Genomic DNA, 20,181 nt, shown 5'->3' with positions numbered 1-20,181 from the left:
TAACACAGCAAGGAAAGACCAACACCGCAGACACACAAACAAAACAGACCACTAAAAAAACAACGAAAGACCAACGAAGAAACCAAGAACAAAAAAAAAAGACCAACAAACAATTCCCCCATCACAACCCTTGACACTTTCCCCACCGCATCATAAAGTCTGCCTGCAGATCTAGATAAGAGACTATCTGTAAGATGGTCTCTTGCGCGTAAACGGAACGCATCCGAATACGCACTCGCGATTTGCTCCGCGAACAGCACCGGCCTCTTACAGAAAAACTAAAGGAGACCGATTGTGCAAACGATCGCGATTAAGATTCGTGGCATTGACGATGTCATTTCATTCATCGATTCATGTTCAGGCATTCCCGGTAGAGCCGGCGTCATCTGGTGGCTCGCACTCGGCGGCCTGTTTCTAGACGCATTCTCCAATTCCGCTTTGAGCGCGGGCCTCGGGCCCATGACGCGAGATCTCCATCTCGGCGCGCCTCAAATCGCGCTCATGACGTCGTTTGCTTCCTGGGTCGCCATCGCGTTTAACCCGATCGGCGGCTGGATGGCCGATCGCTGGGGGCGTATCCGTCCTTTGGTTCTGGCCAAATTGCTCGCGGTGATCGGCGCCGTGCTGGTCGTATTCGCACCGGGCTTCGAAGTCATTCTGGCCGGCCGTTTCTTTGTCGGCATGGCATACGGAATCGACTTCGCGATTGCCATGGCGATGCTCGCCGAATTCACGCCCGTCAAGCTGAAGAGCCGCCTGAATGCCTGGCAGGGCATGTGGTACACCGCTGTCTGCTCCAACCTGCTGCTCGCGCTGCTCTTCCAATCGTGGCACGTGGGTGATTCGATCTGGCGTTATTCGGTGGCTGCAACGGCCTTGTTCGGCGCCGCGATCCTCGTGCTGCAACGGGTGTTTCTGGTCGAGAGTCCAATCTGGCTGGCGCGCAAGGAACGTCTCGTGGAAGCCGCCACGGCGATGAGCCGTATCTACGGGCGTCCCTTCTGCGCCGCGCCCGTCGAAGAACGCGTGCCCGTGCTGAATCAGGCCACGCGCGGGCTCGCCAACGTCGCATTGATCTTTCGCGGCATCTATCTGCCACGCACCCTGCTTGCCGCCACCGTTCAGGTCGGCCAGTCGATTCAGTACTTCGCGATTGGCTGGTATCTGCCGTTGATCAGCGCGGCCCTGTTCGGCAAGGATTTCGTCTACGCCACGCTCGGCGCATTGCTTTTCAACGTGTTCGGTATCTTCGGCGGTTTCATGTCGCCGGTCATCGGCAAGCGATTCGGCTTGCGGCGTGCATCCGCATTCGGCTTCGCCGCGGTGTTCGCGATGCTGCTGGTGCTCGGCCTGTTCGGCTCGAAAATGCCGCTGTGGCTCGCGGTCATCGTGCCTTCGCTGTTCATTCTGTTTCACTCTTCGGGACCAGGCGCGAACGGTAAGAGTCTGTCTTCGCTGTCGTTTCGCAGTGAGATTCGCGCCGGCGCCAACGGCGTAATCGGCGCATTGGGTTCGATCGGCGCCGCGCTGGGCCTGCTGGTGTTTCCGCTGTTCCGTGAGCACTACGGTCTCGACAAGACCTTCCTGATCCTGGCCATCGTGCCGCTGGTGGCGAGCGTGATCTGCTTTGTCATCAAGTGGGACCCGACGCGCACCGCTATCACCCCTGACAACGAACCCAATGCGCCGCAATTCAAAGGCGATGGCAAGGACGCATCCGTATTCATGACCCCGGTAATCGAGAAATCCCAGCAATGATCAGCAATCGAAACGTTATTCTCGCGATCGACGAGGGGACGTCCGGCACGCGCGCTGCAGTCGTCGACGCTGACGGGCAGGTCTCCTGTCTGGCCTACCAGCCGCTCAGTGTCGACAGCCCGCGGCCAGGTGTCGTCGAGCAGGACGCGAACGTCATCCTCGAGAAAACCATCGCCGTATGCCGCGCAACGTTGGCACGCGCGGCCAGCGAACAGTTGAACGTGGTCGCCTTGGCCGTTGCCACGCAACGCGCCACCGCCGTGCTGTGGGACACCCACACCGGCCGCGCGCTGGTGCCCGCGATGGTCTGGCAGGACACGCGCCACGCAGGCGAACTGGACCAGTTGGCCGCGAAGTGGGACAGCACCCTGATAGAGCGCGTGGGACGCCCTGCCGGCGTGCGCTCGCCTTATCTGTGGGCAGCCCATCACCTGCAGAACACGCCCTCCGTGATCCTCGCGCAGCGCGAGCGCCGCCTCGCGTTCGGCACGATCGACACATGGCTGCTCTGGCATCTGTCGAATGAACGCGTGTGCGTGACGACGCCGACCAACGCGACCTCGGCGAGCGCATACCTGCTTGCCGAGCACCGCTATTGTCTCGACTGGATCGACGCGCTGGGTTTCCCGCAGGCGCTCCTTCCGGAACTTCGTCAGGATGCCGATGCATTTGGCCGCACTCGCGCCGAGCTGCTCGGCATCGACGTGCCGATCCTCGCCTGCTCCGGAGATCAGCTTGCGGGCGCCGTGGGGCTCGGCTGCCTCGATCGCGGCCAATCGATGTGCGTGCACGGCACCGGCAGCTTCGTCGATCTGCTGGTGGGCACGCAGGTCCCGCCCGTCACGGGGACTTCGCACGACGGCACGTTGACCATGACCGCACGGCGCCAGCACAACGTCTCGCACTATTCGCTCGAAACCTTCGTCGCGACCACCGGCTCGGCGCTGAACTGGATCTGCGAGAAATTGCACTGGTTCGACAATCCCGCGCAAATCAGCGCCCTTGCCGCGACGGTGAACTCGGCGCGCGGCGTGACCTTCCTGCCCGCCTTGACCGGTTTGCGCGTGCCGCAATTGCAGCCCAACGCTCGTGCGTCGCTCTGCGGTATTTCCATCGCCACGACGCAAGCCGAAATCGCCTACGCGATTCTCGAAGGCATCGCGCACTCGGTCGCGTTGTGCATCGACGCAAACCAGGCAATCGCGGACGTCGAAGCCTCCGAACTCGTGGTCGGCGGCGGCCTGTCGAGCAGCGACATCCTGTTGCAGATTCAGGCCGATCTGAGCGGCATGCCGGTGCGGCGCATGCATGAAAGCGATCGCGCGAGCCTGCGTGGCGCCGCGTTTCTCGCGGGTTCGTCCGGCCTGCTGTGGGATTCGTTGCAGCAGGCGCGCGCCACCGCCGTCACCGACGCGGTGTTCGAACCGTCAGGGGATTCAGGTGCGAGCGCGAAGCGGCGCGCCTCGTGGCAGGCAAGGGTCGAGGCCGAACTCGCCCATGCGAGTGCCTTTGATAATGGTTGTGGGGACTGATACACATGTTGTTTATTCCATCCAGAAAGGCCTCGAAAGAACGCGCCGAGATGACCGGTACCGAGCCCCTGCGCATGGTGCGCGGCGAGCAGCTCGACCGCCTCGGCAGAGAAACCTTCGACATCGTGATTGTGGGCGGCGGCGTAACCGGCGCCTACGCGGCGCTCGACGCAAGCTTGCGCGGCTATCGCGTGGCTCTGCTGGAAAAGAGCGATTTCGCCTCGGGCACCTCGTCTAAGTCATCGAAGATGGTGCACGGCGGCCTGCGTTATATCGAGCAAGGCAATCTTGGTCTGGTGCGTCACTCGTTGCTGGAACGGCAGCGTCTGCGCAAAAACGCACGGCATCTGGTGCAACGTCTGCCGTTCCTGTTTCCCGTCATGGAGAAGGACGGCGTGTTCGACAAGCGCCTCGCCAAAGCATTCGAGAGTCTTCTGTGGACCTATGACATCGCGGGCGGCTGGCGCGAAGGCATCCTGCATCAGAAGCTCAGCAAGGCGGAAGTGCTGTCGCACTGCCCCACCTTCAACGAAGAGAATCTCACCGGCGGCTTCATGTATTTCGACGCGCGCGTGGACGATGCGCGCCTCACGTTGAATCTCGCGCGCACCGCGGCGTTTCACGGCGCGGCCGTCGTCAATCACGCCAAGGTGGTCGAGATTACGCGCGACGGACACGGCAGCGTCGACGGCGTGATCGTGCATGCGGACGAGCGCGAAGTTCGCGTGCGCGGCGGCGTAGTGGTGATGGCCACCGGCGTCTGGTTGCGCGACTGGGACGGCCGCAAGAAAGACGATCCGGCTGCCTTGCAAATCCGTCCCGCGAAGGGGGTTCACGTCGCGATTCCGTGGCTGAAGATTCGCAACGACTGCACGGTGACGATCCCCGTGCCGGGCCGCAGCCGACGCGCGACGATCACCCGCTGGGGCAACGTGTCCTATCTCGGCACCACTGACGAAGACTATCGCGGCGATCTCGACGACGTCTGCTGCACCCGCCAGGAACTCGACTTCCTGATCGAAGGCGCGCGCTCCGCATTGAAGACCGATCTGCAAGCCGAAGACGTAGTGGGCAGCATCGCCGGTTGCCGGCCGCTGGTCGGGCCGCCCGGCGGAAAGACGCTGGAAATGAAGCGCAATCACGAGATTCACACCGCGCCAGACGGACTCGTCACGATCGTCGGCGGCAAGCTCACGACCTCGCGGCACATGGCCGAACAGACCATCGACGCCGCGCAGAAGGTCATCGGCAAACGCGCGAAATGCCGTACGAAGTCGGCGTATCTGCTCGGTGCGGCGGGCTACGACGCGCAAGCGATCGTCGCGTCGGGCGGCTTGTCCGCGCAACTGGGTGAACGCTACGGCACGGAAGCACGTTTCGTCACCGACATTCTCGAGCGCGATTCGAGCTTGCTGAAGCCGATTGTCGAGGACCTGCCGTACACCGAGGCGGAAGTGCTCTACGCCGTCAGACACGAACTCGCCAGCACCGTGGACGACGTGCTGTCGCGCCGCATCCGCGCGCGCCTGATGGCGCGAGATGCATCGGCACGCGCCGCCGCGCGCGTGGGCGAAATTTTACAGACGGAGCTCGGCTTGTCCGATGCGCTCGTCGCAAAGCAGGTGAGCGACTACGTCGCCGCCGTCGCACACGAAAAGTCTGTTCTTATGGGAGAAACCGAATGATCAGCAAGGAAGCAATCAAGCGTGGCTATAACCGTGGCAACTATATCGTCGGCGCGCATACTCCGCCGGCTTACGCCGCCACGCTCAAGGACACGCGCAGTGACGCGATCAAGGACACCGCGGGTGAAGCCGGTCTGCAACGCGATCCGGTCAAGGTCGGCGAGCAGCACATCGGCGCACTGCGCGAAGTCGCCGATCAGGTACTGACGCTTGCATCTGACGTCGTCGCATGGACGCGCGACTGGTGGGCCGCCTCGATGGTGACGGAAACCGCCGGCAAACCGGCCACGCCGCACGCGGTCATCGTGCGCGTCTCGACGGTCGAGCAGATTCAGGCGGTCATGCGTATCGCCCATGCCGCTTCGCTTCCGGTAACCGTGTCGGCGGGGCGCAGCAACGTGACCGGCGCGGCGCTACCCGTGCGCGGCGGCATCGTGCTGGACGTGTGCGAACTGAATCGCCTCGTTGGCTTCGACCGCGAGAGCCAGATCGTCGAAGTCGAAGCCGGCATGTTCGGCGACATTTTCGAGGAAACCATTCAACGCGACTACGGGATGACGATGGGCCATTGGCCGTCGTCATATGCGATCAGCACGGTCGGCGGATGGGTGGCCTGCCGAGGCGCGGGTCAACTCTCGACGCGCTACGGCAAGATCGAAGACATGGTGTTCGGCATGGACGTGGTGCTCGCCGACGGCAGCCTGATCAGCGTGGGCGGTTACTCGCGCGCGGCCGTCGGCCCCGATCTGCAGCAGCTTTTCATCGGCTCCGAAGGCACGCTCGGCGTGATCGTGCGCGTGCGTCTGAAGCTGCATCGCCTGCCGGATTACGGCCGCGCGATTGCCTATGGCTTCACGACCTTCGCGATCGGCCTCGAAGCCTGCCGCCAGATCATGCAGCAAGGCGCGAATCCGGCCGCCCTGCGTCTCTATGACGAACTCGAAAGCGGCGTGCAATTCGGGCTGCCGGAATCGAATGTACTCCTGATCGCCGACGAAGGTCCGCGCGAAATGGTCGAAGCCGTGCTGACGATCAGCGAACGCGTCTGCCAGCAACTGGGCGAACAACTGGACGACACAGTCATCTTCGAGAAGTGGCTCGACACGCGTTACCTCACTGGCAAGAGCGCGGAGGGTTTCAAGCGCAGCCCGGGCTTCGTGGCCGATACGCTGGAAATGATCGGTCCGTGGAAAGACCTGCCGGGCATCTATACCGACGTAGTGGCCGCCATCAACGCGGTGCCCGGCACGCTGGCCGGTTCAGCGCACCAGTCGCATGCGTATGTGGACGGCGCGTGCCTGTACTTCTCGTTGCGCGGCGAAGTCGAAGTCGAGCATCGCGCGAAGTGGTATCGCGCGGCATGGGACGCCGCCAACGCGGTGCTCATCAAATACAATGCAGCGCTAAGCCACCACCACGGCGTCGGCCTGTTGCGCGCGCCGTATATGAGCGAATCGCTCGGTAGCGCATTCCCGGTTCTGCAGGCAGTCAAGCGCACGCTCGACCCGAAGAACATTCTCAATCCCGGCAAGCTTGGCCTGACTGACGAGCAAGCTCAAGACGCGAAGCAGTAATCACATGGATAAGTCACTTGGGGCGCGCCTCACACGCCACCCGGTCATTGCGACGCTGTTCGGCATCGAGCAGATCGACATCTTTCTGAAAAGCGCCGCTGAAATCTCGATCGTCGCGAATGTCGAATTGCGCAAACTGCACCCGGTGGTCGCGGCCCTGACGAAAGCCGGCAAGTATGTCATCGTCAATATCGACAGCTGCGATGGGCTCTCGCAAGACAAGGGCGGTGTGGAGTACCTGGCGGACATCGGCGTCACCAGCCTCGTCTCGACCCGGGTGGCGACTATCCAGCGCGGCAATCGGGCCGGTCTCGTCACGATGCAGAAAGTGTTCGTGACGGACCGCTCGACCTGGCCGCGCAGCGTGAAGGCACTGGAACAAAGCGATCCGAATCTGGTACAACTGATGCCCGCACCCATGCTCTCGCATCTGTCCGCGCAAGACCGCAAGGCCTTGCCGCCGATCGTCGCCTCGGGCTTCGTCTGCAACAAGGGCGACGTGTTGGATGCGTTGAAGAAAGGCGCTGTCGCGGTCTCCACCAGCGACAGCGAATTGTGGAATCTGGATCCTGAACGTTGAAGGTCCCATCTAGTTGGAGTCATCGATGGCTAATGCTTACCTGCAGGTGATCGCGCATTTTTTCGCCAAACCCGGCAACGGCGACGCGATTGTGCAGCCCCTCATGGAACTCGCGGCGGCGACCCGCTCGGAACCCAAAAACCTTTACTACGAATTCTTCCGCTCGCCGGTCGATCCCGATCACTTCGTGATTCTGGAGCAATACAGCGAAGCCGATGGCCTCGCCGTGCATCGCGATACGCCGCACTTCCAAAGGCTCGGCTTCGGCACGATCATTCCGCTGCTCGAGCGGCGTGAAGTCACGAGCCATATGGTGCCGGGAGACGCAGCATGATAAACGCGTTCCGGTTTCAAACCGTGCCGACCATGGTCGTCGAATTCGGCGCGGCACGCCGTCTCGGCGCTTTGCTACGCGCGCAATTTCCGTCGCTCACGCGCCTGTGCGTGGTGACGGACGGTTTTCTTCACCAGAGCGGGCTGCTGAATCCGGCGCTCGCCGATCTCGCGGCGCACGGCTGGAACGCCAGCGTGATCGACGACGTGATCGCCGATCCGCCCGAGCACATCGTGCTCGAAGCGACCTCGCGCGCACGCGAGGCCGGCGCGGAGATCGTGCTGGGGCTCGGCGGCGGTTCGTCGATGGACGTCGCCAAGCTGATCGCCGTGCTGGCCCCGCAGCAGGAGCAGGCACTCAGCGAGATGTACGGCGTGAACAAGATCACAGTATCGCGCTTGCCGCTCGTACAGATGCCGACCACCGCGGGCACCGGCTCGGAAGTCACGGCCGTGTCGATCGTGACGGTGGGCGAGGCGAAGAAGATGGGCGTGGTCGCGCCGCAACTGGTCGCTGATCTCGCCATTCTCGACGCGGAACTCACGCTCGGGCTGCCGGTTGCCGCAACGGCAGCCACCGGCGTCGACGCGATGGTGCACGCAATCGAAGCGTACACGTCCGCGCATTTGAAGAACCCGGTGTCGGACATGCTGGCGGTGAAGGCGCTCGATCTGCTGTCGCGCAATCTGTTGCCCGCCTGCGAGAACGGCCAGAATCGCGCGGCGCGCGAAGCGATGTTGCTCGGCGCGGCGTTCGCCGGTCAGGCATTCGCCAATTCGCCGGTGGCCGCGGTGCATGCGCTAGCGTATCCGATCGGGGGCATTTATCACGTCCCGCACGGTCTTTCGAACGCGCTCGTGCTGCCGCACGTGTTACGGTTCAACGCTCAGGCGGCGGCGCATCTTTACGCGGAACTCGCGGACGTTATCGTGCCGGGGCTGACCGGCAGCGCCGGGAGCAAAACGTTGGCGCTGATCGAGCGAATCGAGCAGATGATTGCCGCGACCGCGATCCCGGCCCGGTTGCGCGATGTCGGCATCGAACGTGGCGGGCTCGAGCGGATGGCGAGCGACGCAATGTTGCAAACGCGGCTTCTGGTGAATAACCCCCGGCCTGTTACCGAGGCCGACGCGTTGGCGATTTACACCGCCGCGTTTTAATCGTCGGCGTGGAGCGTCAGTCAGGGCGGAAGTCGCCCTGCGTGGTGTTTGGCGGCGGCTCCGCGTCGTTACGCAAACGGGACACGTTACGTAGCATGCATGTGGAACACGGTATCTGCGCGTCGGTTGAAAACGTGTTTCTGCCGCGATAAATTCTTCATATTTTATCTTTCCCGACCGTATATGCGCTGAATCATGGAGATGAAGCGATAACTCGCATTTGGCGTGTAATTTGCAGTGATACCCCTTACCAATAGTTTTTCTACGGGGACATCATGCAAAAATTCGCCGGTCGGACAGTCATCGCTGTCGCGACATCAACATTACTCGCGCTCTATGGTTGTGGGTCGACCATTACTTCCCCCGGCACCGGGCTTGGTGGCGGAGGACTAGGGGGCACGTCGGGGTCTAGCTCGGGCGGCAGTTCGGGCGGCTCCTCGGGATCCAGCTCAGGCGGTTCCTCTGGATCGAGCTCGGGCGGCACCTCCGGCTCAAGCAGTTCGGGTACCAGCAGCTCTGGTACCAGCAGCTCTGGTACCAGCAGCTCCGGCACCAGCAGCTCTGGCACGAGCAGCTCAGGCACCAGCAGCTCCGGTACAAGCAGCTCAGGCACCAGCAGTTCGGGTACCAGCAGCTCAGGCACCAGCAGCTCTGGCACCAGCAGTTCCGGCACGAGCAGCTCTGGCACAAGCAGCTCCGGCACAAGCAGTTCCGGCACCAGCAGTTCCGGCACCAGCAGTTCCGGCACCAGCAGTTCCGGCACCAGCAGCTCCGGCACCAGCAGCTCCGGCACAAGCAGCTCCGGCACAAGCAGCTCCGGCACAAGCAGCTCCGGCACAAGCAGCTCCGGCACAAGCAGCTCCGGCACAAGCAGCTCCGGCACAAGCAGCTCCGGCACAAGCAGTTCCGGCACAAGCAGCTCTGGAACCAGCAGCTCCGGTACGTCAGGCACCTCCTCCACTCCTATCGGCAACGTGGTCACCCAGGGCGGCAACCTCATCACTGCCGTGGGTACGACCGTCGCCGATACGGGGTCCAAGATCACCGGTACCTCGATCCCTGGCGTCAACGGCGCAACGACTTCGAATCTCGGCGCCGCACTCACCGATCTCGGCAACGGCGTCAAGGTGCTCGGCAACGGCACGGCCGCAGGCCTCGGCACGCTGGGCAGCTCGACCAATCCGCTTGGCCCGACCCTGACCTCCGCATCGGGTCTCGTCAGCAATGCGGGCGCGGCCGTTACCGCCGTCGGCGGTGTGGTGACGAGCCTCGGAACCGGGCCGCTCGCGCCGCTCGCCCCCGTCACGTCGACCTTGGGTGCGGTTGTCGGCGGTGTGGGTAGCGGTGTCGTCAAGGTTGGCGCCGGACTGAACTCGGCACTGACCAGCGCGCCGGTTCAGCAACTCGAGACACAACTGAGCACGGTCATCAATCCGATCACGCTGGTGGTCTCGAACACGACGCAGACCATCGGCAACACCACGGGTCTTGGCGCGCCGCTCAACGGCTTGCTGAGCACCATCGGCAACGGACTCGATTCGGCCGGTCAGAAAGTGTCGGGCGCGACCGGCGATCAGATCGGCAAAGATGTCGGCGGCATCGTGAGCCAGTTGGGCAAGACGGTCACGAGCACAGGTGGGCTGCTGACGGGTGCGACGACCAATCCGTTGGCGCCGATCGCCGGCCTGCTGGGCCCGCTCGGCGGACTTGGCGGGCTGGGCGGAACGGGTAGCGGCGGCATCGGCATTCCGCCGCTGACCGGCTTGATCGGCAACCTCGGTTCGCTCGGCGGGACCGGCAGCAGCAGCAACCCGCTCGCGCCAATCACCGGACTGCTCGGCGGCCTGGGTTCGCTTGGCGGCACGTCCGGCACCGGCGGTCCGCTTGCACCGGTCACCGGACTGCTCGGCAGTCTGGGTTCGCTTGGCGGCACCTCGAGCGCCGGCGGTCCGCTCGCACCGGTCACCGGCCTGGTCACAACGCTGACCTCGACACTGAGCGGCGCCGCAGGCCAAAGCTCGCCGCTCGCACCTGTCACCGGTCTGGTCACAACGCTGACTTCGACACTGGGCGGCGCAGCCGGCAAGACCTCGCCGCTCGCGCCGGTCACGGGTATCGTGAGCGGCCTGACCGGCGGCACGGCCAGTACGGGTAGCGGTTCGACGGGCAGCGCGAATCTGCTGGCGCCGGTGACGAATCTTGTCACCGGACTGCTCGGCGGCGCACCCGCTAAATAAGCCGCGGTAAGCGGCAACTCGGCACAGCGGCCGGGACTTACAAAATCAAAAGCCCGGCCGCTCTCAATGTCATGAATACGAGGATGACATGAACTCCACTCTGGATAACGTAGGACACGTGGAAGAGCAGCGGCCGCGTTCGGCGACGCCGTTTTCCGTAGGTCTGCTTGGCATCGCGATCGGGCTATCGACGCTCTGGCTCCTGCGCGACAATACCGCGCTGGACGGCGCGGCCCGCAGCACCGCCGCATGTCTCGCGATCATCGCAACGATCGCCCTGTACGAACTGTTTGTCGCGCGCGCGTATTTGCGCCCGAGCGCTGGACTTGCCGGCCAGGCGGTTCGGCCACTCAGTATCGCGCGCGTGGGTTTGCGTCTAGCCGCGCTGGCCTCAGTGTATGTCGGCATCGGGCTGCTCTACTGGCTGTTGCCCGAGTATCACGGCACGTTCTATCAACCCTTCTGGTCCCTGATCAGTACGCTCGCACCGTATCTGATCGTCGCCGCGCCGTTTTACTTTGCCTGGATGGACAGACGCCAGCGCGAAGTCGACGACGCCTATATGTTGTGGGGCCGCCTCGTATTTCTCGGGCAGCGCCCGGGCAACTGGAAGCCCGTGCGTGAAATGCTGGCAGGGTGGATGGTGAAAGCCTTCTTCCTGCCGCTGATGATCACCTATCTTTCCACCGATGCGGACCATATCGGCGCATCGCTTGCGAACGCGATGAACGCGCCGTTTTCGCTTGCGACGTTCAGGTTCATGTACGACCTGTCCTTCACGATGGACCTGATGTTCGGCACGGTAGGCTATCTGTGCACGCTGCGCATTCTCGATACCCACGTGCGCAGCGCGGAGCCCACCACGCTCGGCTGGCTGGTTGCGCTGGTCTGTTATCAGCCGTTCTGGTCGCTGATCTCCGGCCAGTACATTCACTACCAGGGGGCGATGTTCTGGGACAACTGGCTGATATCCGTGCCCATAGTCCGAATCGTTTGGGGCAGCGCGATTATCGCCCTGGTGTTCTGCTACGCGCTTTCCACGATCGCGTTCGGCTTGCGGTTTTCGAACCTGACCAATCGCGGCATCATCACCTCGGGACCGTACCGCTTCACCAAGCACCCCGCCTACATCACGAAGAATCTCTCGTTCTGGATGGTCTCGGTACCGTTCATCGAACCGTTGGGCTGGCAAGTCGCGCTCACGCACTGCGCGGCGCTGACGGCCGTGAATCTGCTGTATTTCATGCGCGCCAAAACCGAGGAACGGCATTTGATGAACGATCCCGACTATCGGGCTTACGCAGAATGGATCGAGAAGAACGGCTTGTTCGCCAGAATCGCGCGCGCGTTTAAATAAGACGTTTATTCTACAAATGCGATGCGTTGCATTTTCCGCAGCGCACCATTCCTCACATGAATAAGCGTGATGGTGGTATTTTTTACCGTTGATGCCCGATTGCCGATGGAAGCAGACGATAACTTTCGCTGCTCATTCCCCGTGAGCAACAGATGCCCGTCTCAGCGGAATTGCGCGCAGGACGTTACGTAACGTCCTGCGCCGTGATCAGGATTCTCGGCCGGGTTCCAGCATGGTGGCCAGCCCGGCCTTCGGGCGCGAGAACAGGAAGCCCTGCGCCAATGCTTGCGGCCATGCGCTCAACCATTGCAGTTGTGCCTGGGTCTCGACGCCGTTCACCACCACCCGCACATCGAGCGTGTGGAGCAGATCCAGCAACGCCGACATCACCGCAGAGGCGCGCGGATCACGCGGAACCGTTGCCATCAGTTCGGGCGCGATCGTGACCGTGTCCACGTCGAGTGCGCCGAGTAGCGCGAGCGACGACGCGCCGTTGCCCCAACGGCCCAGCGAGATCGCGGCTCCCGCGGACCGTAGTCCGGCTGTCAGCGTACGCAAAGACAACAGACGTGCTGCATCCGCGCTATCGGGCACGTCGATTTCGAGCAGATTGGCCGGCACGCCATATGAGCGCGCGATACGTCTGAGGTCGCCGGCAAACGATTCGCTCACGGCCACCTGTGGCGGTACCGTGATCGCGACCGGCAACAGCGCCATCTTCGAGGAGAGGCAGTCGCGCAACTCGCGACACACGCCGTCGATGACGAACAAGGCCATCTCCTGCGCGACCTGCGGGTGCTCGAGGGGCATCATGAAAATGCCGGGCAGCAGCAGTCCATAGTCGGGATGCGTCCATCGCACTTGCGCCTCGAGGCGCGCCAGCGCGCCGCCTGCCACGCGATAGGCCCCTTGAAACACGAGATGAAACTCGCCCGCGCGCAGACCTTGGCGGACGCGGCTTTCGAGTTCGCTCAGCGTCACAGGATCGTCGTGCGAGTCGTCCCAATCGGTCTGCTCAACGCAAGCGTTGCGCGTGCCGAACGTCGTTGCGAGCGAGAGGGGTTTTTCGTAGTCGAGCGTTAGCATGGCGGAGGCGCAATTTTTTAACCCGGCTAACGCATGCACATGTCGTGCCAAGCGAGGCGTTCACTACGCAACCCAACGGCAAGCATGACCAATAAACCCTACGGGACAACGGTTTACGTCGATACAGATTGAATCTGCCGAGGCGTGTTTTCCATCGCCAAACGTTTGTATGAGTGCGCGTGTTACGTAGCGCTGCGCATCGACGTTACGCTACGTCACGCGGAACATTGAAGGCGGCGATTACCCCATGCGTGCCTGTTCGCACTGAGAAACCGCGACATGCATCATGAATAAGATGCGATTAACGATCGGTAAAATTGCGACTCTCGCACCGCAGCAATAAAATTTGACCGATAAAAAAAGATTTACTAGTATCGGCACCAACGCAGCATGCAACGACTGCGCATTCCTCACACAGTCATTCTAGGCGGCCGATGCTTCAGATCCCTCTCACCGACGCCGATTGGGCGCGCGTTCAGAATCTCTTTCCCACGACGTCGCCCGGTCGCGGACGTCCTCGTCGCAGCGATCGCGAGATCCTCAACGCGATACTCTGGGTGCTGCAAACGAAAGAAAAATGGCACAGGCTTCCTGGGACTTTCCCACCGCAGCAGACTTGTTATCTTCGGTATATGACCTGGAAGAAAACAGGCGTTCTAGACCAGGTGAATGAACGCCTGCCGCTGTGTGATCGGGCGATGTCAACATGCTGATCTGGCAGCACGCACTACTTTCCATGCCCTGTCGATTCAGAAGCGATCTGCTGTGTCACGGATCGCTTCTGTGAACACCTGCGCCCGGCGCCGTATCGGCACATCAGCCCTTGCCGTTCATTCGATCCATCACGCCCAGTAGATCGATGAGCGACTGCCTGCATTCCGCGGCGTTCGGCGTGCTGGCGCGCAACGCGCTTAGGGTGCGGTCGATCGCTTTGTCGACGATGTGCCAGTCAGCCGCGGCACGCGGCTTCAACGAAGGCTCAGCGTCGTCCCATGCAAGCTCCAGGTCCTTGATGCGCGCCTTGCCGCCCGCGAGATTGCCTTTGTCCACGAGGATTGCGGTATCAGCGGCGATCTTGCGGAATGGCGCCAGGTCGCCGAGTTTCGACGCCTTGGCGGGTTCTGCCGCCGCGGCCAATGAAACGCCGATCCCGGCGCCCTCGCGATGCCCGAAGCTGATAGCGGAGATGGCGATAAAAGAAGCGATGATGGCTTTGTTGAGGGTGCGTTGATTCATGATTATTCTCTTCCGTTTGAGTCGGTTGATTCGACAGACAATTGAAAATGAACGACGTATATGATTGGTCGAGCGGAGCGCGCTCAAGGTTCGCGTGCTGCAACCGCGCGCACGGACCGCTGTTCGAGCGCACTGGCGAAGATAACCAGCGCGACGATGGCGCTCAGGAATAGAACACTCGTATTGATCGTGCCGAGGCCAAAGCCGCCGTAGGCTCGCGATTGCGAAAGCAGGTCGCCAAATGAAGCGCCCAGGGGTCGCGTCAGAATGTAGGCAAGCCAGAAAGTCAGCACCGGATTCCCGCCGACGTAATAGACCACGCTCACCAAGGCAATCAGCGCCCCGAATATCACAACGCCGAACATGAAGCCGAGCCCCAGGGCTTCGGTCGCGAGATCGCCGGCGGCAGTGCCCAGCGCGAACGTGAACAATATGGCAGCCCAGTAGAAAAGCTCCCGTCGCGTCGTGTAGATGGTGTGAATCGACAAGGTCCGCTCACTGCGATACCAGAGCGCGAACACCACAGCCAACGCGAGAGAAAACGCGATCGTGCTGAAATGAAGACTGACGCCGAGCTTGTCGGTCAGTGCATCGGTAATCTGCGTGCCGACCACACTCACCAGCACCACAGTCAACCAATAAATCCACGGCACGTACTTGCGCATGCGGAGCTGAACCGCGAGGGCGGCGATCAGCAACGTGAGCATCATCGCGCCGGTGATCGCGGTACCGAGCCCCACATGCACGGCAAGATAGTCCGCGCCCGTTTCACCAACGGTGGTCGCCATGATCTTGATCGCCCAGAAGACAAGTGTTGCCTCGGGCACTTTGTTGCTCATCTCGGCAACACGATAATTCGATGTCTCTAGCAAGCCGGTTCTCCCATCGGTCAGCATTGATTCGGCGTTTCAAGCAGGCGCGCTTGCGCCTGCTCAACGCGACGAATAATGCAATGCCGATGCTTATGGAAACCTTATGTGAGACATCGATCAGATCGCCGGCGTAGTGGGCATAGCCGGCATTCACACGGAAGACGCAATCGTTCTATTCAAAGCGCCGAAATAACGATCGACGGTTTTACTATGCCTCGGCAAAAACTTCGCGAGGCACTTCTTCGCGCAGGATGTAGCCGAGCCCGCGCAAGGTCATGATCTTTGCGCTGGAGCCGGCAAGATGTTTACGCAGGCGGTGAATGTAGATATCGATGGCATCGGCGCTGGGTTCGTCGTCGAGTGCGAAGACCTTGTCCATCAGGGTGGTCTTCGAGACCGTCTTGCCCTGCTTGAGCATCAGCGTTTCGAGAATCGCATGTTCGCGCCGCCGCAACGGAAACGGTTCGTTCTGCAACACGAATTCACGGGAATCGAACAGATAGCGTAGATCACCGCAGTCGATCGACTGGCCCTTGTCGCCGGCCGCCTGGCGGCGGATCAGCGCCTTGATGCGCGCCACCAGCTCGCGTGCGTCGAAGGGTTTGACCACATAGTCGTCGGCGCCGGCCGAGAAGCAGGCCACCTTGTCGTCCGTCGAGCCATTGGCGGTGAGCATCAACACCGGCACGTTGTCGCGTTTGCGGCGCAGACGCGCCAGCACGTCCTTGCCGCTCATGCCCGGCAAGCGCAGATCGAGCAGCACGGCGTCATAGCACTGCAGGCCGAGCAGCGTCTCCGCCCGCTCGCCGTCCTGCGCCCAGTCAATCGAGAAATTCTCGACCTGCATCAGGTTCATCACCCAGCGTGCGAGGTCGGCGTCGTCTTCCACGAGCAGCAGTTTCATCAGTGTCTCCTCATTAGGCGGCGTATCAAGCCACTGCCGACCATAGCCGCATCTCGACGGTCGCGACCAGACCGACACCGCCCTCTCCCGGCTCGAGTGTGACTGTGCCACCTTGCCGGTGAGCAATCTCGCGCACGATCGGCAAGCCAAGGCCGGTTCCGTCGGCATGACTCGACGCGCGATAGAAACGTTCGAACACGCGCGCCCTCGCTTCGGCTTCGATACCCGGTCCATTGTCGATCACCCGCACGATCGCCTTGTCATGGCTGCGCTGAGTGTGCACGGTGACGCGGCCACCGGGTTGCGTATAGCGCAGCGCGTTGTCGACAAGATTGGTGACGAGCGCCGCCGCCAACGCCTCGTCGCCGGTCACATATAAACCGTCTTCCAGTTCGGCGCCCAGATCGATTTCACGCGACTGCGCGAATGCAATCAGCTCCTCCAGCACGCCCGCGATCAACGCGCTCAGATCGACCCGTTCGCGCGTATTGGACGGTGCCGCCGACTCTGCCTGAGCGAGCAGCAACAGTTTGTTGGTCAAGGTGGTCAGCTTGCGGCTGCTTTTATGCATGCCGGCCAGTGCTTCGGCAAGCGGCACGTCGCGATTCTCACGTTGCCGCGCGAACTGGATCTGCGCCACCAGCAGCGCGAGCGGCGTACGCAACTGATGCGCGGCGTCGGAGATGAACTGGCGTTGAGTCGCGGCCTGCTGGCCCATGCGCGCAATGCACTGATTGATCGCTTCGACGATAGGCCTTAGTTCGACATGCAGGCGCGCCACGCGTATCGGTTCAAGCTGCGATGCGTTGCGATCGGCGACGTCGTCTTTCACCTTCATCAACGGCCGCAGTTCGAAGGTCAAACCGAGGTAGACGAATACCATGGCGAGCACCAGCGTGAGTACCTCGCCGAACAGTTGCGGACGCAACAGACGCCACAGCATGGCGTCGCGCGAGCCTTCCGTCTTCGCGACCGCTACGATGACTGCCTCGGTGCGGCCCGAGTCGTAGAGCTGCCGCACGTAAGCAGCCGCTCGTACGGGCCGGCCATCGTCCAGATGGGTGTAGTAGAGCATCGGGAGGTCGCTCACGCCACGCGGCACCGATAGCTCAGGACTACCGGCTATGAGGCGGTGGCCGCTCGCTTCGACGCGATAGAACACGCTGTCCTGCTCCGGCGATTCGAACAGCTCGAGCGCGGCCGGCGGAATCTGGATCGAAACACTGCCGTTATCCCAATCGATGTCCTCGCCTATGATGCGCATCGACGATAACAATGCGTTGTCCTGAACCAGGTCGGCCGTGGTCTGCGCGTTGCGGTACGAAATCAAGCCGGAAATGGAAACGAACGCCGCCAGTGGCAGCAGGAGCCACCACAGCAAGCGTCCGCGCAAACTGCCTGAAAACACGATTCGTCGTTCCTCTTTACTGAAACTGGCGCGCCTCGCGGCGGGCGCCTGATGGATCGCGTGCCAAAAATTCCAGGGGTGCGAATCCTTCCCGAAGCTTTCGCACCCACGTTTCGTGCACCGATTGCGGGTTTGTCCCGACCACGCCCAAACCCGCGGATCGGACACGCTTGATTTAACCTTAACCGGGCTGCGGCCCTGCGGCCAGCGCGCGCGGAAACGAGACGCTCACATGCACGCCTTTGCCACCTTCTCCTGGCTTGAGCACGATCTCCGCGTGATGCGCGTCCGCGATTTCGCGCACGATGGCGAGACCCAACCCCGTTCCTTCCGTATCCGTCGACACCCGAAAAAACGGTTCGAATACACGGCTGCGCGACTCGGCCGGAATGCCGGGGCCATCGTCCAGCAGCGACACGGTAACCGCGTCCGCATCGGCGTTGACGGCCACCGTGACGTGACCGCCATTGCCGGTATAGCGAATTGCGTTCTCCGCGAGATTCGCGATCAGCGCCTGAAGCAGGCCGCGATGTCCCGCCACCGGTGCGGGGCCGTTCAACTCCGCGCCCAGATCGATGTCCCGGGCCTGCGCGAGCAGCGCAAGGTCTTCCACCACTTCCATGGCCAGCGGCACCAGATCGACCGTTTCCACGGCCAGTTGTCGGTTATCGGCGGCCTCGGCCTGCGCCAGCAACAGCAGCTTGTTGGTGAGCCCGACCATCGAACGGTTACTGCGATGCATCGCCGCGAGCGCTTCGTCGAGCGCGGGATTCAGACCGTCTTGCTGACGCGCGAACTGCAACTGCGTGCCGAGCAGCGTGAGCGGCGTGCGCAACTGGTGCGCGGCGTCGGCGATAAAACGCCGCTGTGCGGCCACCTGCACGCCGAGCCGGGCGATACATTGATTGATCGCTTCGACGATCGGCCGCAACTCGGTATGCAGGCGCTCGACGCGAATCGGTTCGAGCTGCATGGGGTCGCGGTCGGCCACCTCTTCCTTGACTTTCATTAGCGGCCGCAACTCGAAGGTGAGGCCGATGCAGACCAGCGCGACCGCCAGCACGATCATTTCGATCTGCCGAACGAGTTGCGGCTGCCACAATTGCTGCGCCATCGCGTCGCGCGAGCGCACCGTCTTGCCCACTGTCACCCGCACCCGGTGCGTCGCGCCGTTGTCGTACATCAAACGCACGAGGCTAACGGCGCGCACGGGTTGGCCATGAAACTCGGCGTCGTAGTGATCGGCCTGGTCGGACGGCAACACGTCATGCCGCGGAAAATCCGGCGTGCCGGCCAGCAAACGGCCATTGTCGACCCGCACGCTGTAGAACACCTGATCGCGATACGGCGACACGAATACTTCAAGCGCGGCGGGCGGCACGTCCACGCGCAGAAAACCGTCCACCCACTCCACTTCGCCGGCAATCATCCGCGCCGACGAGATCAGCTGGTTGTCCTGCACCAGATCCGCCGTGCGCCGCGCGTTGTCGTACTCCGCCTTGCCGGTGACGAACACATACAACGCGAGCGGCACCAGCAGCCACCACAGCAGGCGCATGCGCAGGCTATTGGTCATCTTCTTTCTTGCGCAGCAAATAACCCAGCCCACGCAGCGTGACGATCGCCGCGGAGCTGCCGTCGAGCTTCTTGCGCAGCCGCGAGATATAGATTTCGACCGCGTCTTCGCTCGGCTCGTCCGCGAGCGTGAAGATCGCGTCGACCAGCGCCGGCTTGGTCACTGTCTTGCCCAACCGCAGGATCAGCGTTTCGAGCACCGAGCGCTCGCGCGGTGTGACATTCAGCGGCGCGCCCTTCAGCGTGAACTGGCGCGTGTCGATGTCGAACGTGAGATCGCCGCAGATCACCTCGCTGGCTTTGGACGGCGATTGACGCCGGATCGCGACCTTGATCCGCGCAATCAGCTCGCGCACTTCGAATGGCTTGACCAGGTAGTCGTCCGCGCCCGCGCCGAGCAGTTCCACTTTTTCGTCGATCGAACCGCTCGCGGTCAGGATCAGCACCGGCGTGGCGTCACCACGCTGACGCAGACGGCGCAGCACGTTTTTGCCCGACAGCTTCGGCAGATTCAGATCGAGCAGGATCACGTCGTAGTGATTGGTGCGCAGCAAACGGTCGGCGGCGTCGCCATCCTGCACGGCGTCGAGCGCGAACGCCTCCTGCTCCAGCATCTTCGCGAGCCAGTGCGCAAGGGTCGGGTTGTCTTCGATAAGCAGCAGCTTCATGGCGGGAACGGCGAATTGGGTAACTCAGTTGGGTAGCTCAATGCGCGGCAAAAGTCAGGAGGCCGATTGTGCCGTAAAACAAGGGCTTTGCGCGCGGCTTCCGCATTTCGTGGCGCACGTCATGGGGTTTGCCTGAGGGTAGCGGGAGGGTTGCGGCAAATTCTCGGGTTAACACCCATAATTTGCCCCCAGCCCCGAAAGCTGCCAGAAGGTTT

The 20,181-nt window shown here is 62.3% G+C and carries 16 protein-coding genes and 1 pseudogene; 10 read left to right on the top strand and 7 right to left on the bottom strand.

Annotated features, from left to right (window positions below; all coding sequences use genetic code 11):
• The first annotated feature begins 294 nt into the window (after positions 1 to 294).
• The 9 genes and pseudogenes from PQR67_RS29090 (at position 295) to PQR67_RS29050 (ending at position 12,217) form a co-directional block, all read left to right on the top strand.
• Entirely contained in the window at positions 295 to 1,758 is a 1,464-nt protein-coding gene (locus tag PQR67_RS29090) for an MFS transporter (protein WP_408466292.1), read from the top strand.
• Complete coding sequence (locus PQR67_RS29085; RefSeq protein WP_408466291.1) at positions 1,755 to 3,290, top strand: FGGY family carbohydrate kinase; 1,536 nt, start codon at positions 1,755 to 1,757, stop codon at positions 3,288 to 3,290. Before PQR67_RS29090 ends, PQR67_RS29085 begins: the two co-directional genes overlap by 4 nt.
• 5 nt (positions 3,291 to 3,295) lie before the next feature.
• Positions 3,296 to 4,975, top strand: coding sequence for a glycerol-3-phosphate dehydrogenase/oxidase (locus tag PQR67_RS29080; protein ID WP_408466290.1), 1,680 nt, complete (start codon positions 3,296 to 3,298; stop codon positions 4,973 to 4,975).
• Entirely contained in the window at positions 4,972 to 6,549 is a 1,578-nt protein-coding gene (locus PQR67_RS29075; protein ID WP_408466289.1) for an FAD-binding oxidoreductase, read from the top strand. Before PQR67_RS29080 ends, PQR67_RS29075 begins: the two co-directional genes overlap by 4 nt.
• Before the next feature lie 4 nt (positions 6,550 to 6,553).
• Entirely contained in the window at positions 6,554 to 7,129 is a 576-nt protein-coding gene (locus PQR67_RS29070) for a glycerol-3-phosphate responsive antiterminator (RefSeq protein ID WP_408466288.1), read from the top strand.
• Positions 7,130 to 7,154: 25 nt separating this feature from the next.
• A complete protein-coding gene (locus PQR67_RS29065) occupies positions 7,155 to 7,463 on the top strand; it encodes a putative quinol monooxygenase (protein ID WP_408466287.1) in 309 nt (102 codons plus the stop codon).
• Complete coding sequence (locus tag PQR67_RS29060) at positions 7,463 to 8,623, top strand: iron-containing alcohol dehydrogenase (protein WP_408466296.1); 1,161 nt, start codon at positions 7,463 to 7,465, stop codon at positions 8,621 to 8,623. The genes PQR67_RS29065 and PQR67_RS29060 overlap by 1 nt, the downstream gene beginning before the upstream one ends.
• 656 nt (positions 8,624 to 9,279) lie before the next feature.
• Positions 9,280 to 10,860 (top strand): annotated as a pseudogene (locus PQR67_RS29055) (collagen-like triple helix repeat-containing protein); the annotation flags it as partial.
• Between the two features lie 88 nt (positions 10,861 to 10,948).
• Complete coding sequence (locus tag PQR67_RS29050) at positions 10,949 to 12,217, top strand: isoprenylcysteine carboxylmethyltransferase family protein (RefSeq protein ID WP_408466285.1); 1,269 nt, start codon at positions 10,949 to 10,951, stop codon at positions 12,215 to 12,217.
• 207 nt (positions 12,218 to 12,424) lie between these two features.
• On the opposite strand, the gene PQR67_RS29045 is transcribed toward PQR67_RS29050, so the two are convergent.
• Positions 12,425 to 13,303 carry an EAL domain-containing protein gene (locus tag PQR67_RS29045; protein ID WP_408466284.1) on the bottom strand — a complete coding sequence of 293 codons (879 nt, stop codon included), beginning with the start codon at positions 13,301 to 13,303 and terminating at the stop codon, positions 12,425 to 12,427.
• 434 nt (positions 13,304 to 13,737) lie between these two features.
• Here PQR67_RS29045 and PQR67_RS29040 point away from each other — a divergent pair, with 434 nt between their 5' ends.
• Positions 13,738 to 14,016, top strand: coding sequence for a transposase (locus tag PQR67_RS29040; protein WP_408466283.1), 279 nt, complete (start codon positions 13,738 to 13,740; stop codon positions 14,014 to 14,016).
• A 103-nt stretch (positions 14,017 to 14,119) separates the two neighbouring features.
• Here the strand turns inward: PQR67_RS29040 and PQR67_RS29035 are convergent, their stop codons facing one another.
• The 6 genes from PQR67_RS29035 to PQR67_RS29010 form a co-directional block, all read right to left on the bottom strand.
• Positions 14,120 to 14,539 carry a histidine kinase gene (locus PQR67_RS29035; RefSeq protein WP_408466282.1) on the bottom strand — a complete coding sequence of 140 codons (420 nt, stop codon included), beginning with the start codon at positions 14,537 to 14,539 and terminating at the stop codon, positions 14,120 to 14,122.
• Between the two features lie 83 nt (positions 14,540 to 14,622).
• Positions 14,623 to 15,378, bottom strand: coding sequence for a COG4705 family protein (locus PQR67_RS29030; protein ID WP_408466281.1), 756 nt, complete (start codon positions 15,376 to 15,378; stop codon positions 14,623 to 14,625).
• 241 nt (positions 15,379 to 15,619) lie between these two features.
• Positions 15,620 to 16,315, bottom strand: a complete 696-nt coding sequence (locus tag PQR67_RS29025; protein WP_408466280.1) for a response regulator — start codon at positions 16,313 to 16,315, stop codon at positions 15,620 to 15,622.
• 25 nt (positions 16,316 to 16,340) lie between these two features.
• The gene (locus tag PQR67_RS29020; protein ID WP_408466279.1) at positions 16,341 to 17,723 is read right to left on the bottom strand and encodes a sensor histidine kinase; all 1,383 of its coding nucleotides are present in this window, start codon (positions 17,721 to 17,723) and stop codon (positions 16,341 to 16,343) included.
• Positions 17,724 to 17,904: 181 nt separating this feature from the next.
• Positions 17,905 to 19,299: a sensor histidine kinase gene (locus PQR67_RS29015; RefSeq protein WP_408466278.1), complete on the bottom strand. Its 1,395-nt coding sequence runs from the start codon at positions 19,297 to 19,299 to the stop codon at positions 17,905 to 17,907.
• Positions 19,289 to 19,966 carry a response regulator gene (locus PQR67_RS29010; protein ID WP_120342417.1) on the bottom strand — a complete coding sequence of 226 codons (678 nt, stop codon included), beginning with the start codon at positions 19,964 to 19,966 and terminating at the stop codon, positions 19,289 to 19,291. Before PQR67_RS29010 ends, PQR67_RS29015 begins: the two co-directional genes overlap by 11 nt.
• Positions 19,967 to 20,181: the final 215 nt, after the last annotated feature.

The organism is Paraburkholderia fungorum (genome assembly GCF_046026025.1).
GTDB lineage: Bacteria > Pseudomonadota > Gammaproteobacteria > Burkholderiales > Burkholderiaceae > Paraburkholderia > Paraburkholderia fungorum_E.
The sequence above is the reverse complement of the archived record's forward strand: the minus strand, read 5'-3'. Positions and strand labels throughout refer to the sequence as shown.